General features: G+C 62.5%; 11 protein-coding genes. 9 read left to right on the top strand and 2 right to left on the bottom strand.

Going from position 1 to position 16,177, the window contains the following annotated elements; translation table 11 throughout:
• The 9 genes from P3T21_RS23545 to P3T21_RS23505 form a co-directional block, all read left to right on the top strand.
• The coding region (locus tag P3T21_RS23545; RefSeq protein WP_429258358.1) for an amidase family protein at nt 1-132 on the top strand (132 nt) is incomplete at its 5' end.
• Nucleotides 133-1,226: 1,094 nt separating this feature from the next.
• A complete protein-coding gene (locus P3T21_RS23540) occupies nt 1,227-2,189 on the top strand; it encodes a glycosyltransferase family 2 protein (RefSeq protein ID WP_429258352.1) in 963 nt (320 codons plus the stop codon).
• Nucleotides 2,190-2,239: 50 nt separating this feature from the next.
• A complete protein-coding gene (locus P3T21_RS23535; protein WP_429258351.1) occupies nt 2,240-2,926 on the top strand; it encodes a glycosyltransferase family 2 protein in 687 nt (228 codons plus the stop codon).
• Nucleotides 2,927-3,011: 85 nt separating this feature from the next.
• Nucleotides 3,012-5,171: a tetratricopeptide repeat protein gene (locus P3T21_RS23530; RefSeq protein WP_429258350.1), complete on the top strand. Its 2,160-nt coding sequence runs from the start codon at nt 3,012-3,014 to the stop codon at nt 5,169-5,171.
• Nucleotides 5,168-7,018, top strand: coding sequence for a tetratricopeptide repeat protein (locus tag P3T21_RS23525; protein WP_429258349.1), 1,851 nt, complete (start codon nt 5,168-5,170; stop codon nt 7,016-7,018). Before P3T21_RS23530 ends, P3T21_RS23525 begins: the two co-directional genes overlap by 4 nt.
• Nucleotides 7,015-7,956, top strand: coding sequence for a UDP-glucuronic acid decarboxylase family protein (locus tag P3T21_RS23520; protein WP_429258348.1), 942 nt, complete (start codon nt 7,015-7,017; stop codon nt 7,954-7,956). Before P3T21_RS23525 ends, P3T21_RS23520 begins: the two co-directional genes overlap by 4 nt.
• Nucleotides 7,953-9,167 (top strand): class I SAM-dependent methyltransferase, encoded by a 1,215-nt coding sequence (locus tag P3T21_RS23515; RefSeq protein ID WP_429258347.1) that lies wholly within the window; start codon nt 7,953-7,955, stop codon nt 9,165-9,167. The genes P3T21_RS23520 and P3T21_RS23515 overlap by 4 nt, the downstream gene beginning before the upstream one ends.
• Before the next feature lie 57 nt (nt 9,168-9,224).
• Nucleotides 9,225-11,693, top strand: coding sequence for a tetratricopeptide repeat protein (locus tag P3T21_RS23510; RefSeq protein WP_429258346.1), 2,469 nt, complete (start codon nt 9,225-9,227; stop codon nt 11,691-11,693).
• 6 nt (nt 11,694-11,699) lie between these two features.
• Nucleotides 11,700-14,186, top strand: a complete 2,487-nt coding sequence (locus tag P3T21_RS23505; protein ID WP_429258345.1) for a tetratricopeptide repeat protein — start codon at nt 11,700-11,702, stop codon at nt 14,184-14,186.
• Between the two features lie 146 nt (nt 14,187-14,332).
• Here P3T21_RS23505 and fliT read toward each other — a convergent pair whose 3' ends face one another.
• Together fliT and fliD are read right to left on the bottom strand one after the other, a co-directional pair.
• Nucleotides 14,333-14,629, bottom strand: a complete 297-nt coding sequence (fliT, locus tag P3T21_RS23500) for a flagellar protein FliT (protein ID WP_429258344.1) — start codon at nt 14,627-14,629, stop codon at nt 14,333-14,335.
• 36 nt (nt 14,630-14,665) lie between these two features.
• Nucleotides 14,666-16,093: a flagellar filament capping protein FliD gene (gene fliD / locus P3T21_RS23495; protein WP_429258343.1), complete on the bottom strand. Its 1,428-nt coding sequence runs from the start codon at nt 16,091-16,093 to the stop codon at nt 14,666-14,668.
• Nucleotides 16,094-16,177: the final 84 nt, after the last annotated feature.

Here is a 16,177-nt window from a genome sequence, read left to right as displayed (position 1 = left end):
AACAATCCATGGGATCTCGAGCGTACACCGGGTGGTTCAAGCGGCGGTGAGTCGGCAGCGATTGCAGCCGGTATGTCACCGCTCGGGCTGGGTACGGCTGTATCCAAGCCAACGGACAACTTGTTGAGTTGATTGAAGGCGTCGAGCCAAACGGCTCCGTCTTCGCTCCCCAGTGCTTCAATTATTCCAAGCTCGTTCCCAGGGACCCTCAACTTTCTGGCGCCCTCGGTTGCTGCCGTCAACAATTGTTCCAACGTCGGGGAATCGGGCTGATTCTCGGGAAGTGACCCGTACCGCTCTGCCGCCAACGTTTCTGACAATAAAATGGGCTTGCAGATTCGGATTGCCTACCTTATGAGTAAGGGCGATCCGATCCTGCAACTCAAGTTCTAGCTTAGGCGGTCGCAGCAAACGCCACAGAAGCGGTCCAACAGAAAAAGCCAGCGCCACGAGCGCAACCGCGAAACTCCAAAATGTCCAGTTGAGGTAAAAAGGGCCTGCGGAAACTGCACTGGCAATCGTGGCAGATGCGGGCATTTTCCCTCCCGGAAGTGTGTTTGGTCTTTGTCCTCGCAGCAGCACTGTATCGCACCGGGACCGAATTTTGTCATAGTAATCGGTGACCCCTGCGCTGCCGCGCTCGCGCCCGGATTCCCCACATGCGGCCCTCCGAGATCGTTCGTTGAAGTCACCTGCACGATTGCAGTGAGCCTTGTGCTTGTCGTGTGCAGCTAAATTGCAGCTTGAGTGCCCCGGATCGACCTTAATTGACCTTGTCTAACCTTGGTTTTGCAGTTTGCGAGTTGCGCAAGGCATTGATCTATAAGGGATCGTGGTGCGCCGGCAAAACCCGAAGGCAGGGGTTGCCGGTTCGATCCCAGCCGGGCGCGCCGAAATTCTGCAGTATCGATCAAGGGCTCAGGCGGCGGCGTTTCCGCCTCGGCCCTTTTTTGTCGTCTGGCGCGAGCCGCCTTTCCCCGCGCGACCCGCCCGCCGCGACCCATGCGCCGCCCCCGCCGCCCCCAGCCAGAAAATAGCCCCTAAACCCGCCCTTGTTCCCCTGATTGAAGCGCCTCCCCAGGCGCTACGATCCAGCCATCGAAAGTCCGCGTTGCGCACGAAGCCGCGACGCCCACGACCACACGCGCCACTCCGGATATTCGCCGACAGCGCCGAATACGGAAGGCGCGTCAGCGGCTGGTCAATCACAGAAAGGATTCGCTTTAATGGCTACCGTCAGCATTCTGATCCCGGCGAAGCACGCCCAGTACCTTGCGCGCGCGCTGATCAGCGCGCAGCAGCAAACCTTCGAGGACGTCGAAATCCTCGTCGGCGACAGCACGCCCGGCGGCAGCCTGGAAGCGCTGGTCAACCGCATCGGCGATGCCCGGGTTCGGTATTTCCATCACGCCTTTCAGAACGATTCGGACAACGCCCGGCAACTGTGGCAACGCGCAAGCGGCAAATATGTGAAGTGGCTCTTTGACGACGACGTTTTGATGCCGGCCTCCGTCGAGGTGCTGCTCGCCGCGTTGCGCGAGCATCCGGAATCGGCGCTGGCGTTTCATGGCCGCGTGACCATCGATAGCAACGATCAGGTGATCCACGTCCCGCCCGCGCTGATCAATGACGGCGAGCGCGTGCTCCTCGACCGCGCCTTTCTCGCTGAACAGATGATCGCCCGTCAGCACAACTTCGTCGGCGAGCCGAGCAACATCATGCTGAACCGCGAACGCGTCGATATGACCGGGCTGTTCGACTATCGCTCGGTCGAGTTGCATTTTCTCGCCAACGTCGCGATGTACCTGAATCTGGCCGAACGCGCGCCGGTCGTGGCTGTCGGCGGCTATCTAAGCGCCTTCCGTCAACACGCCGCGCCGGCCTTCGGCCTGCCCGTCCCGAACGTCAACGCCGCCATCGTCGAATGGGAAATGCTGGTGCGTGGAGAGGCCGCGTCTGGCCATCTGACAGGCGATGCACTCGAAACAGCAAAGCAGCATCTGCAGGCGCTCTACGCCGGCCACGCGGGCACTGCGCCTGCGATCGGCGCGCTGCTCGGCAATCTGGGCGAACTGACCGAACGCCCGGCGCATGAACTCTTCGACTCTCCGCGCTTCCAGTCCGATCTCGCAGGCGCCCGCACGGCGTTTCTGTCCGCGACAGGAACGGCGCCCGCGTTCGCGTTCTGACCGCCCGCCGCGATGCGTTGCCTCAATACCAGAACAGATCCCGATATTTCATGAAGCCCATCCGACTCGTCTGCGCCACACGGCATTCGCGCGAGCAGTTCGCCACGGAGTCGGCCCTCGGTCGCTCACTGTCGATCTATCGACACGCGACCCCGCCCGAGTTCCTGCTCTACGAGAAAAACTCGTACGGCCTCTCGACCGTTTACAACTCCGCGATCGACCACGCGAAAGACAACCCGGCAATCCTCGTCTTCATTCACGACGACATTTCGCTGGTCGACTTCTACTGGGTCGAGCGCATTTACGAAGCCGCGGCGAAATTCGACATCGCCGGCCTCGCGGGCAATACGCGCCGCGTGCCGTACCAACCGGCGTGGGCGTTCGTCAACGCGCAGTTCCAGTGGGATGACCGGCAGTACCTGAGCGGCGTCGTCGGCCACGGGAAGGGTTTTCCGTGCGAGAACATCAGCGTATTCGGCCCGTCGGAACGCGAATGCAAGCTGCTCGACGGACTGATGCTGATCGCAGACAGCGAGCGGCTCCATGCCACCGGCGTGCGCTTCGACGAGCAGTTCATGTTCCATTTCTACGACATGGATTTCTGCCGTCAGGCGGAACTGAAGGGACTGACGATGGGGACGTATCCCATCAGCGTGGTCCACGAGAGTGGCGGCGCGTACGGCACACCGACGTGGCGCGAGGGTTACCAGCGCTATCTGCAGAAGTACCAGGACTAAGGCAGCGACACAGGTGGCCGGCGCATCCCCGATGACCGGTCCTTAAAGCGTGTCGATGCATCACGGCAATCAGTTTGAAAGCGCAATGAAAATAGCCGACGACGATCAGCGTGCCGACGATAACCGCGACCGGGATGCGCAGCACGCGCGTCACCCGGCGGCTGTCATCGCCGATGCGCCTTCAGCCGTTTCCGTCGATGCCATGTTGCAGGCGGCGTTGGCTCACCACAGCGCGGGACGCGCCGCTGAGGCGTCGGCGCTTTATCAGCGGATCCTGACGGCCAGGCCGGATCATGCCGATGCGCTGCATTTCGCCGGGCTCCTCGTCTGCGAGACAGGCGACATCACCGCTGGCATCGAACTGGTGAAGCAGTCGATCCGCCTGCATCCCAACGCGATCTACTACAACAACTTCGGCAACATGCTGACCCGACAGCGCAGATACGCCGACGCGATCGCGGCCTATCGCGAGGCGCTCGCGCTGAAGCCGGACTACGCCGAAGCCCACAACAATCTGGGCAACGCACTGCGCGAAGCGGGCGAGTACGCCGCCGCCGTCGACAGCTGCGCGAACGCGCTCGCACTCGCGCCCGACTACGTGGAAGCGTGGAACAACCTCGGCAACGCATTCAAGGATGACGGCAACGAAGACGCCGCGCTGAAGAGCTACACGAAGGCGCTCAGTCTTCGACCGGACTACGCCGAAGCACACAACAACCTTGGCAACGTCTACGAGAAGCAGAACCGGCTGGCTGAGGCGACGGCCTGCTATCGCAAGGCGCTCGCGCTGAAGCCCGATATCGCGACGATCCACAATAACCTGGGTAGCGTACTGCGGGACCAGTGCTATCTCGATGCCGCAGCAGACAGCTTTCGTCGCGCGTTCGCGCTCGATCCCGACCTGCATGCGGCGCGCAGCAATCTGTTGCTGCAACTCAATTTCACGTTGCAGGTGCCGATCGAGGCGCAGATCGATGAGGCGCGCCGTTTTGGCGAGCGCCTGACCGCACGCGCACGGCCGTTCACGCACCGCGCACCGTCAGCGATCGAAAACGGGCGGCGTCTGAGGGTCGGTTTTGTTTCCGGCGACCTCAAAACCCATCCGGTCGGCTTTTTCCTCGAAAGCGTCGTCGCGCAACTCGACGCGACGCAACTCGAACTCGTCGCCTACGCGACCGCGCGGGAAGAAGACGCGGTGACGGCCCGGCTCAAGCCTTATTTCAGCGCGTGGCATTCACTCGCGGATCTCACGGATGAAGCCTGCGCGCGCAGGATCCACGCGGATGGCATCGATATTCTGATCGACTTTTCGGGGCATACGACCCGCAACAGGCTGCCGGTGTTTGCGTGGAAACCTGCGCCCATTCAGGTGAGCTGGCTGGGCTACTTCGCGACGACGGGTCTGGCCGCGATCGACTATGTTCTCGGCGACCGGTACGTGTTGCCGGAGCGCGAGGCGTCGCATTTCGTCGAGCGTCCGTGGCGGCTTCCGGACAGCTTTCTCTGCTACACGCCACCGCGGGAAGTCGCGCTCGGCCCGCTGCCGATGACGACGAATGGCGTCGTGACATTCGGCAGCTTCAACCATCTCGTCAAGATCAATGATGACGTCGTCGCCCTGTGGGCGCGTGTGCTGCACGCGGTGCCGGGTTCGCGCCTGCTGATGAAGACGAAGCAGCTGGGTGATCCGTCCGTCCAGCACGCCACGTGTGCGCGGTTTGCCGCGCACGGCATCGACCCCGCACGGTTGACGCTGCAAAGCCAGTCGGCACACACCGACTATCTGGCCGTGTACAACAGCGTCGACATCGCGTTGAGTCCGTACCCCTATCCGGGCGGCACCACAACAGCTGAAGCGTTATGGATGGGCGTCCCGGTGCTCTGTCGCCGCGGTGACCGATTCCTTCCGCATATCGTCGAAAGCATTTTGCACACCGTCGGCATGCCGGACTGGATCGCTGCCGACGATGACGATTACGTCGCGAAAGCCGTCGCCTTTGCCGCCGCTCATGATCAGTTGAAGCACCTGAAAGCCGGTCTGCGCCCGCAACTTCTCGCCTCGCCGCTATGCGATGCGCCGCGTTTCGCGCGGAACCTCGAAGCAGCGTTCCGCGGCATGTGGTGCCAGTACATCGCCGACGCGCAGGCGCATTCGCTCGCCGCAGCAGGCACACCGTCCGCCGTCAATCCACATCGAAATTCACTTGAGAACGTCCCGAATCACGCGGGACGCATTGCCCCATGAACGACTCCGGTAATCAGGGCATGTCTGTGTCCGAAAGCGCACGCGCTTCAGGGCAACTCACGCCGACACCGCAGACGCTCGAACTCACACTCGCCGAGGCGCTCGCGCATTACCACGCGGATCGTCTGGCCGAAGCGGAGACACTCTATCGCCGGGTGCTCGCGCTCGATCCGGAGCACACCGACGCGATGCATCTGCTCGGCCTCGTCGCGAATCGTCAGGGTCAGTACGAGACGGCGTCCGAGCTGATCATGGCGGCGATCACACGCAAGCCGCTGGCGCTGTACTACTTCAACCTCGGCAACGTGATGCAGGGGAACAACCGGCCGGCTGCCGCAGCCGAGTGCTTTCGCCAGGCCATCGCGATGCAGCCGGATTACATCGAAGCGCACAACAATCTCGGCAACGCATTGCGAGCGCTGAAGAAACACGAAGCGGCGGTGCAGTCGTTCTGTCACGCGATCAATCTGGAGCCGGAGCACGCGCAGGCCTACAACAATCTCGCGAACACGCTGATGGAACTCGGCGAACTCGACGCGGCCATCGAAGCGTATCGCAGCGCAATCGCGCTGCGCCCGGATTTCGCCGGGCCGCGCAGCAACCTGCTGTTCGCGCTGAACTACCTTCCGGGCACGACGTCGCAGCAATACCTCGACGAAGCCCTTCGTTTCGCCGGGCAGATCTGCACGCAGGCAAAATCGTGGAAAGACTGGCTCGTCGAGCACGCGCCGCGCACGGCAAGTCCGCTGCGCGTCGGCATCGTGTCGGGCGATCTGAAGAAGCATCCGGTCGGCTACTTCCTGGAGAGTGTCGTGGCCGAACTCGATCCGTCGCGGATCGAGCTCATCGCGTATCCCACGCGCGCGCTGGAAGACGAACTGACCGCGCGTATCAAGCCGCGTTTCAGCGCGTGGACGAATCTTGCCGGCATGAGCGACGAAGCCGCCGCACAGCGCATCCGTAACGATCGCATCGACGTCCTCCTCGACGGGTCTGGTCATACGATCTACAACCGCCTGTCGCTGTTCGCGTGGAAGCCTGCGCCGGTGCAGGTGAGCTGGCCGGGCTTTTTTGCGAGTACGGGGCTGCAGACGATCGATTACGTCCTGGGCGACCGTCACGTGTTGCCGGTCGAAGAAGAATCGCATTTCGTCGAAAAGCCGTGGCGCCTGCCGGACAGCTATCTATGCTTCACGCCGCCGCAAGATGACGCGAAGGTCGGCCCACTGCCGATGCTGGCGAACGGCTACGTTACCTATGGCTGTTTTGGCCAGTTGACGAAAATCACCGACCACGTTGTTGCGCTGTGGGCGCGCCTGCTGCATGCGGTGCCCCATTCGCGGCTGTTCCTCAAGGCCGAGCAGCTCGACACCGCGCGCGTGCACGAGACCACGTTACTTCGTTTCGCTGCGCATCGCATCGATGCTTCGCGTCTGATCCTCGAAGGTCGGTCGCCGCGCGCCGGGTATCTGGCCGCCTATAACCGCGTCGATATTGCACTCAGCCCGTTCCCGTATCCCGGCGGCACGACGACCGCCGAAGCGCTGTGGATGGGCGTGCCGGTGCTGTGCCGTCGCGGAGACCGTTTCCTGTCGCACATCTGCGAGAGCTTCTTGCATTCGGCCGGTCTCGAAACATGGATTGCCGCCGGCGACGAAGATTATCTCGCGCGCGGCATCGCCTTTGCGGCTGACCCCGAAAGCCTCGGCGCGCTGCGTGCGGGCCTGCGTGAACAGTCCGTTGCGTCGCCCCTGTGCGATGCGCCGCGTTTTGCCCGGAATCTCGAGGCCGCCTTGCATGGCATGTGGGCGCAACACCTAACCGCTGTCATGGAGGTCGCAGAATGAATAACCAGTCCGCCCTGATTACAGGCGGCGCCGGCTTCGTCGGCTCGCATCTGTGCGATCGCCTGGTCGCGTCGGGCTATGACGTGATGTGCGTCGATAACTTTCACACGGGCAGCAAGCAGAACATCCAGCATCTGATCGGTCGCGTGAACTTCGAGCTGATCCGTCACGACGTATGGCTGCCGCTCTATGTGGAAGCGGACCGCGTGTTCAACATGGCGTGTCCGGCGAGCCCGGTGCACTACCAGAGCGATCCGGTCTCGACCGTGAAGACGGCCGTACTCGGCGCGATCAACATGCTCGGGCTCGCGAAGCGCTGCAACGCGCGCATCCTGCAGGCCTCGACAAGCGAAGTCTACGGCGACGCGCAGCAGCATCCGCAGCAGGAGAGCTACTGGGGCAACGTGAACCCGACCGGCCCGCGCGCCTGTTACGACGAAGGCAAGCGCTGCGCCGAAACGCTCTTTTTCGATTACCACCGCCAGCACGGCGTCGATATCCGCGTCGTGCGGATTTTCAACACGTATGGCCCGCGTATGCGTCCCGATGACGGAAGGGTTGTGTCGAACTTCATCATGCAGGCGCTGCGCGGCGACCCGATCACGCTGTACGGCGACGGCAGCCAGACGCGCTCGTTCTGCTATGTCGACGATCTCGTCGAAGGTCTGCTCCGGATGATGGATCAGGACGAGGAAGCGGGTCCGATCAATATCGGCAACCCGTCTGAAATCACGATCCGGGATCTCGCGGAAACGGTGCTGCGGCTGACCGGTTCGAAGAGCCGCATCGAGTATCGTCCGCTGCCGCAGGACGATCCCATTCAACGACGGCCCGACATCACGAAGGCACGCCAGCATCTCGACTGGCAACCTGGCGTCGGGCTGGAAGACGGTCTGAAAGAAACGATCGCGTACTTTAAAAACCTGGTGAAATCATGAGTCTTGATCTTGTGGGGACGACCTGTCCCGTTTGCGCCCACTCGGTCGCGGCGCGCTTCTTTCCGGCAGGCGATCAGACACTGGCGACGCTCGCGTGGCCCGCATCGGCCGAGGCCGCACGCGCCCTGCCGCGTCACGCGCAGGATTTCGTGCAATGCCCGTCGTGCTCGCATGTCTGGAACCACAAGTTCCACTACGACGCGATTCCGTATGAAAGCAACCCGAACCGCATGTTCAACAGCGGCGGCATCTGGAAGGGCCACCTCGCCGATACGCGCGACGTGCTGCTGGATCATCTGCCGGCGGCGCCGCTCGTCGTCGAGATCGGTTGTGGCGAAGGACACTTCGTGCGCGGTCTCGCGCAGGCGCGCGAAGCGGGTCGCTTTATCGGCTTCGATCCGAACGCAAGCCCGGAGACGGGGAAGGGCGTCGAGTTTCACGCGCGTCTGTTCGATCCGCTCGTCGACATGAACGCGTTCGCGCCGGATGCGGTCGTGATCCGTCACGTCCTGGAACATCTCACCGAACCGGCGAAGCTGATCGAGCAGCTCGCGTGGGGTGCGGCCACGCAAGGCGCGGAAGGCAAGGATTGCTGGCTGTTCGCCGAAGTGCCATGCATCGATCGAGTCTTCGAAACGAACCGTCTCGCCGATTTCTTCTACGAACATGTGTCGCATTTCACGACGGAATCGTTCCGCACGCTGATGTCGCGCGCGGGTGAGATCGTCGTGCTTGAACACGGCTACGACGGCGAAGTCGTCTACGCGCTCGTGAAGCTTGGCGTGCCGGCGCACGCGCGCGAGCGAGCCGAAGCCGCGACGCGCTTTGCCGCGCGCACGGTCGAGAGCCGCGAGACGATCGCACAGCAACTGTCTGGCCTCGCGGCATCGGGCAAGCGCGTCGCGATCTGGGGTGGCACAGGCAAGGCCGCGGCCTTCATTCACCAGTTCGGCGCGGATGCAGCGCGCTTTCCGCTTGTCGTGGATTCCGATCCGCACAAGGCGGGCACCTACGTGCCCGGCACCGGCCAGAAGATCGAGTTCCGCGATGTGCTGAAGACGGGCGGTGTCGACGTCATCGTGATCCCGACGCAATGGCGCGCGCGCGACATCATCGCGGAAATGTCGCGTGAAGGCATTGCGGCGCAGAGCGTGATGATCGAGCACAACGGCGCGCTGGTCGACTTCGGCGCGGAAGCGCATCCGTATTGATTGAACCTGGCGGCGCATGACCGCGTCGCCCTTCTCTGCTGTGACTGGCCCGGAATCATGCAAAACAATCCCTCACTTCTCGCGACAGCGCTTGCGCATCACCAGGCGGGCCAGCTGGGCGAGGCCCGGGCGCTCTATGCGCAGATTTTGCAGACCGAGCCGGGTAATCCGGACGCGCTGCACTTCCTGGGGTTGCTCGCATGCCAGCTCAGCCAGCATGACGCGGGCCTTGCGCTGATCGAACAGTCGATCGCGGCCCATCCGAACGCGATCTACTACAACAACTTCGGCAATATGCTGCGTGAGAAAGGTCGGCTTGCCGAAGCGATCCACGGTTATCGTCAGGCGGTTGCGCTCCAGCCGGACTACCCGGAGGCGCACAACAACCTGGGCAACGCGCTGCGCGAGGCGAAGCAGCCGGACGCTTCGATGCACAGCTGCACGCAGGCGATCGCACTGCGTCCCGGTTACGCCGAGGCGTACAACAACCTTGGCAACGCACTGCAGGACATGAGTGAACTCGACGCGGCCGCGGCAAGCTACAGCAAGGCCATCGAATTCCGCGCCGACTATGCTGAAGCCCATAACAATCTCGCCAACGTGCTGCGCGCGCAGGACAAACCGGATGAAGCGATCGCGAGCTATCGCACGGCGGTGGCGCTCAAGCCGGATCTGCGGATCGCGCATCACAGCCTGGGTCTGCTGCTGAAAGCGCGTGGCGAACCGGAGGAAGCGATCAGGAGCCTGCGCCACGCGCTGGATCCAACCGACGCAGACGCGCACAACAGCATCGGCACCGTATTGCGCGATATCGGCGATCTGGACGCTGCGCTCACGCACTTCGACACGGCGATCGCGCTGAAGCCCGACTTCGCGGAAGCGCATTGCAACCGCGGCAGCGTGCTGCGGCGCCAGAGCCGGTTCGAGGAATCGGCGAAAAGCTGCATTCGCGCGATCGAACTCGCGCCGACGCTCGCCGAGGCCTACAACAGTCTCGGCATCGCGTACTACGGTCTCGACAGGCTCGAAGCGGCGACGCTGAGCCACCAGCACGCGATCGAGCTCGACCCGAACAACGCGGACGCGTATCACAACCTCGGCGTCGTTCTTCTGAAGCACGACAAGCCTTACGAAGCGCTGGAATGCTGCCACAAGGCGCTTCAACTCGCCGAGGTCTCGGCGCCGATGTACATCAGTCTCGGCGACATCCTGCGGGCGCTTGGCGATCTCGACGGCGCTATCGATGCGTACCTGAAGGCGCTGCCGCTCGACCCCGATCCGGTCCAGACATACAACCGCCTGCTGTTCAGTCTGGCGGGCTCCGCGAAGTTCGACGCTGACGCGTACCTGAAGCACGCGCGCCGCTTCGGCGAACTGATGTCGATGGGCGTGAAGCCTTATCCGCACACACCGTCGCACGACGGCTCGCGACTGCGCGTCGGCATCGTGTCGGGCGACCTGCGCGCGCATCCGGCGGGCATTTTCCTTGAAAGCGTGTTCAGGTACGTGAACCCGGCGCGTGTGGACCTGATCGCTTACGCGACCTACACGCTCGAGGACGAAGTCACCGCGCGTCTCAAGCCGCACTTCAGCACATGGCGTGTGCTCGACGGACTGAAGACGGAAGAAGCGGCGCGCGTGATTCGCGACGATCGCATCGACGTGCTGGTCGACCTGTCGGGCCACACGGCTTACACAGGATTGCCGATTTTCGCGTGGAAGCCGGCGCCGGTTCAGGTGAGCTACCTCGGGTTTTTCGCGTCGACGGGGAGCGAATCGATCGACTACTTCCTCGGTGACCGCTACGTTCTCCCGCCAGGCGAAGAATCGCAATTCGTCGAGAAACCGTGGCGCCTGCCCGACAGCTATCTGTGCTTCACGCCGCCCGTCGATGACGTGAAGGTCGGCCCGCTGCCGATGCTGTCGAATGGCGGCGCCGTGACGTTCGGCTGCTTCGGCAAGCTGATGAAGGTCAGCGACGAAGTGGTCGCGCTGTGGTCGCGTCTGCTGCATGCGGTGCCGCAGTCGCGTCTCTTCCTGAAGTCGCACGGGCTCGATGCAAAGGGTGCGCAGATCACCACGCTCAAGCGGTTCGCGAAGCACGGTATCGATTCATCGCGGCTGATTCTTGAAGGCGCTTCCGCGCGCGCGGAATATCTGGCGACTTACAACCGCGTCGATATCGTGTTGAGTCCGTTTCCCTATCCAGGCGGCACGACAACCGCCGAGGGTTTGTGGATGGGCGTGCCGGTGCTTTGCATGAAGGGTGACCGGTTTCTCACGCACATCTGCGAAAGCCTGCTGCAGACAGCGGATCTTGCCGACTGGATCGCCGTCGACGAGGAAGACTATCTCGCCAAAGCCATCGCCTTCGCATCCGACCCGTCGAAGCTGGCCGCCATGCGCGCGAGCCTTCGCGAGCACGTGCTGGCGTCGCCCCTGTGTGACGCGCCGCGCTTCGCGAAGAATCTCGAAGACGCCTTTCACGGTATGTGGGCGCGCTATGTTGCAAGCGTCGGGGTATGACACGCCATGTTGATTGATCCTCTTATGCAGAACAATGCCTCATTACTCGCGACGGCGCTTGCGCATCACCAGGCGGGGGAACTGGCCGAAGCCCGGGCGCTCTATGCGCAGATTCTGCAGACCGAGCCGGCTAATCCGGACGCGCTGCATTTTCTGGGACTCCTCGCGTGCCAGCTAGGCCAGCACGACGCAGGCCTCGCGCTGATCGAGCAGTCGATCACGGCGCATCCGAATTCGATTTACTACAACAATTTCGGCAACATGCTGCGTGAGAAAGGTCGCGTTGCCGAAGCGATCGGCGGATACCAGCAGGCCGTCGCGCTATCGCCCGCATACGCCGAGGCCTGGAACAACCTGGGCAACGCGCTGCGTGAAGCAAAGCAGCCGGACGCGTCGATGCAAAGCTGCGCGCAGGCAATCGCGCTGCGTCCCGGTTACGCCGAGGCGTATAACAACCTCGGCAATGCGCTGCTCGACATGGGCGATCTCGACGCGGCCGCGGCGAGCTACAGCAAGGCGATCGGATTCCGCCCGGATTACGCCGAGGCGCACAACAACCTCGGCAACGTGCTGCGCGAGCAGGATAAACCCGATGAGGCGATCGCCAGTTTTCGCACGGCGGTAGCGCTCAAGCCTGATCTGCGGATGGCACATCAGAGTCTGGGTCTGATGCTCAGAGCGCGCGGCGAAATGGACGAGGCGGTCGCGAGCCTGCGCTGCGCGCTGGACCCACATGACGCATCGGCTCAAAACAGCTTCGGCGTTGTGCTGCACAACATCGGCAATCTGGATGCCGCACTGGTGCACTTCGACGCAGCGATTGCGCTGAAGCCCGACTTCGCAGAAGCACACTGCAATCGGGGCGACGTGTTGCGACGCCAGAACCGGTTCGAGGAATCGGTGGAGAGCTGCGTCCGGGCGATTGAACTTGAGCCGACGTTTGCCGGCGCGTACAACATTCTTGGCACGGCGTACTTCGGTCTGAAGAAGTTCGAGGCGGCAATACTGAGCCACCAGCACGCGACCGAAATTGACCCGAAGAACGCCGACGCGTTTCACAATCTCGCGTGGGCGCATTTCGCCTATGGACAACACGCCGAAGCGCTGGTGAACTCTCGCAAGGCGCTGTCGTTCGTGGACAACGACGCCCGGATGTTCCTCACGCTCGGCGATATCCTGCGGGCATTGAGCGATCTCGATGGTGGGCTCGCCGCCTATCGCAAGGCGCTCGAACTCGATCCCGATGTGGAGAGCACCTATCACGGGCTGATTTTCAGCGCATCAAGCTCCGGAGGTTGTTCCGCGGAGAAGCTCCTTGAGGATGCACGCCAGTACGGCCAGTGGGCGTCTGCGCGGGCGAAGCCTTATCGTCATTCCGTGCGGCGTGCGCATGGTCCGTTGCGCGTCGGGTTCGTTTCCGGTGATCTGATGGCTCACCCGGTCGCCGCTTTTCTCGAAAGCATCGTTGCGCAGGTCGACCCCGCGCGCGTCGAGTTGCTGGCGTACGCGACGCAACCGGCCGAGGACGACATGACGGCGCGCATGAAGCCGTACTTCGTCGCCTGGTGCGACGTGACAGGCATGACGGACGCGGCGATGGCGCAGCGGGTCCACGCGGACGGTGTCCATATCCTGCTCGACCTGTCCGGCCATACGTCGCACAACCGGCTCTCCGTCTTCGCGTGGAAACCTGCGCCGGTGCAGGCGACCTGGCTCGGTTTCTTCGCGACGACGGGCATCGAAGCCATCGACTACATTCTCGGCGACCGTTACGTGCTGCCCGTAGACGAGGAAAATCACTTTGTCGAAAAGCCCTGGCGGCTGCCGGACAGTTACCTCTGCCTCACGCCGCCGCAACCGGAGATCGCGATCGGTCCGCTCCCGATGGTCGCGAACGGTGCTGTGACGTTCGGCTGCCTGAACAACATCGGGAAGATCGGCGATCACGTGGTCGCGCTCTGGTCACGCGTGCTGCACGCGGTGCCCGATTCGCGTCTGTTGCTGAAGGCGCCGCAACTCGATCAGATGATTTTGCGCACCGGAATGACGGCGCGTTTCGCAAACCACGGCATTGCGGCCGAGCGTCTGATTCTGGTGGGACGCACGACACGCGACGCACATCTCGACACGTTCAATCTCGTCGATATCGCGCTCGATCCTTTCCCGTATCCGGGCGGAACGACGAGCGCCGAAGGGTTGTGGATGGGTGTGCCGGTGCTGACGCGGCGCGGCGACCGGTTTCTGTCCCATGTCGGGGAAAGCATTGTGAACGCGGCAGGTCTGCCGGATTGGGTTGCGAACGACGATGACGAATACGTGGCGAAGGCAACTGCGTTTGCCTCTGACCGCGAACGCTTAGGCGCATTGCGCGCCAGCCTGCGCGAGCGGGTTTTGGCATCGCCGCTGTGCGATGCACCGCGTTTCGCGCGCCATCTTGAAGATGCGTTCGAGGCAATGTGGGATACGTACGCCGCTAACGCGTCGGCTGCCTGACTGAAACCGGCACAGTCACGACGAAAAAAAAGCCGCATCGCTGCGGCTTTTTGAAACAACTCAAAGATCCCACATTTGTCATGTGATGTTGGTTGTATTCCCCCCGTTTTTATTCTTCGCGCCGTCCGGTCACGGCGGTTCCTGCTTTAAAGCATGCCGGTCGCGTGATACAGGCTGACCGATTCAATGCGCTGGATTGCCTCGCTGTGTTGCGTTGCGAGCCGGTCCCGTCCTGCTTTCGCCTGCTCGGTGACCGCGACGTCGATGCGCTGGATCGTACGGATCGTTTCCAGCGCCTGCGGCGTCTGCGTCGGGCTCAACGACATCAGGAGCGGAGAGCGTTCTTCAGCGAGCGCCGCCGCCCGCAACCAGTCACCCTCGGCGGCAGCGGCTTCGATTGCCTGGCTCAGGCCCAGTGCGCGGTCCAGCGAGTCGTCTGTCATACGGTCCATTCCTGATGTCAGCGCAGTTGCGCCGCCTTACTTGTTGCTCGCGAGCGTACCTGCGCTGCTCGAACCGCCGAAGAGCTGCGTGAGGTACTGCGTGTTGCTCTGCATTTGCGTCATCAGCGTGTTGAGCGCCGTGAACTGTGCGTTGTACTGGCTCGTCAGTGTGTTCTGATAATCCGTCAGCGCCGTCGCCTGGTCCGCCAGATTCTTCAGGTCGGAGTTCAGGCTTGCCGTGCGCTGATCGAGCGTGCCGCTCGACTGGACATACGTGTTGACGAAGGTATTCAGCGTCTGGCCGATGCCGTTCGTGGTGTTGAACAATGCTGCCACGGTGCTGCTGTTGCTTGTCAGCGCGGTCTGAAGCTTTGTCGAGTCGGCTACCAGCGTGCCGTCCGGCTGCAGATCAATACCGATCGCCGACAGGCTGTACGTGCTGCCACCCGTTGTCACGCCACTGCTGATCAGGGTACCCAGACCGTTGTTGATCTGGTTGAGCATTGCATCGCCGAGCAGCGGGCCAGCCTGGGACCCCGAAGCGGCGGTGGAATCGTATGACGAATAGCTCTTGGCCGTCGCGATGTAGTTGTTGTAGGCGCTAACGAAATTGGTGATCGCCGTCGTGGTCGATGCCGTATCGGCCGCGATCGTCACCGTTTGCGGCGTGCCGATGGCCGCGGCGGTCAGGTTCAGCGTGACGCCAGTCAGCGCGCCCGTGACGGTGTTGCTTGCGCTGGTAATGTTGTTTCCGTCGATGCTGAACTGTGCGTCCTGTCCAGCCGTCACCTGCGTGTAGCCCGTCGAATTCAGCTTTGAATTGAGGCTGCCGCCGGCGGTCACCGAGACGGTGTTGGCCGCGCCCGTTTGTGTCGACGACACGACCAGATGCTGGCCGTCCGCCGCCGTGATGACCGATGCGGTCACGCCCGGATTGGTGGCCGACGTGTTGATCGACGAAGCGATGTCTGAGAGCGACTGGCCCGACGTCACGTTCACCGACATCGTGCCGGTGCTGCCGAGTCCGATGGTCAGGGTGCCAGCGCCAATGGTGTCGCTGCTCGTGAAGGCCTGTGACGAAATCTTGTTGGCCGTCGCGATTTTCGTCACGTTGACCGTGTAGTTGCCCGCGGCTGCGCCGGTTGTCGTGGTCGCGGTGATCGCGCTGCTGCTGACGGTCGCGGTGAGCTTTGACAATGCGGTGCCGTCTGAAAGACCGCTCAGCGCGGTTTGCAGTGACGCAAGTGCGGATTTGATCGCGCCGACCGCGGACAGTTCGAGATTGTCGGTCGCCTTTTTGTTCGTGATCGTTACATTTTGACCTGCCGTTTTCGCGGTCACGAGAGCCGAGACAAGCGTGCTGACATCGAGTGTCGATTTGGTCGAGCCGCTGATGATGGACTGTGCCGCCGAAGCAAGCAGACTGCTTACGTCGGTTGAAGATGAGGACGCCGTCGTGGTCATGCGGATGCTCCGTTCGTCGATACGAAGAAAGTCAGGTCAAAAATGCTGCTATGTAGAAATGCGTTGTGGGAGGCATGCCTCCCA

It is taken from the genome of Paraburkholderia sp. GAS334 (assembly GCF_050436625.1).
Classification (GTDB): Bacteria; Pseudomonadota; Gammaproteobacteria; order Burkholderiales; family Burkholderiaceae; genus Paraburkholderia.
Note: the sequence above shows the minus strand (reverse complement) of the source record. Positions and strands in the feature narration are given on the sequence as shown.

Bases quoted from the DNA above. Each gene is read 5' to 3' on its own strand.
- P3T21_RS23540 (WP_429258352.1), top strand. From the start codon at position 1,227: ATGGCTACCGTCAGCATTCTGATCCCGGCGAAGCACGCCCAGTACCTT.
- P3T21_RS23535 (WP_429258351.1), top strand. From the start codon at position 2,240: ATGAAGCCCATCCGACTCGTCTGCGCCACACGGCATTCGCGCGAGCAG.
- P3T21_RS23530 (WP_429258350.1), top strand. From the start codon at position 3,012: ATGAAAATAGCCGACGACGATCAGCGTGCCGACGATAACCGCGACCGG.
- P3T21_RS23525 (WP_429258349.1), top strand. From the start codon at position 5,168: ATGAACGACTCCGGTAATCAGGGCATGTCTGTGTCCGAAAGCGCACGC.
- P3T21_RS23520 (WP_429258348.1), top strand. From the start codon at position 7,015: ATGAATAACCAGTCCGCCCTGATTACAGGCGGCGCCGGCTTCGTCGGC.
- P3T21_RS23515 (WP_429258347.1), top strand. From the start codon at position 7,953: ATGAGTCTTGATCTTGTGGGGACGACCTGTCCCGTTTGCGCCCACTCG.
- P3T21_RS23510 (WP_429258346.1), top strand. From the start codon at position 9,225: ATGCAAAACAATCCCTCACTTCTCGCGACAGCGCTTGCGCATCACCAG.
- P3T21_RS23505 (WP_429258345.1), top strand. From the start codon at position 11,700: ATGTTGATTGATCCTCTTATGCAGAACAATGCCTCATTACTCGCGACG.
- fliT (WP_429258344.1), bottom strand. From the start codon at position 14,629: ATGACAGACGACTCGCTGGACCGCGCACTGGGCCTGAGCCAGGCAATC.
- fliD (WP_429258343.1), bottom strand. From the start codon at position 16,093: ATGACCACGACGGCGTCCTCATCTTCAACCGACGTAAGCAGTCTGCTT.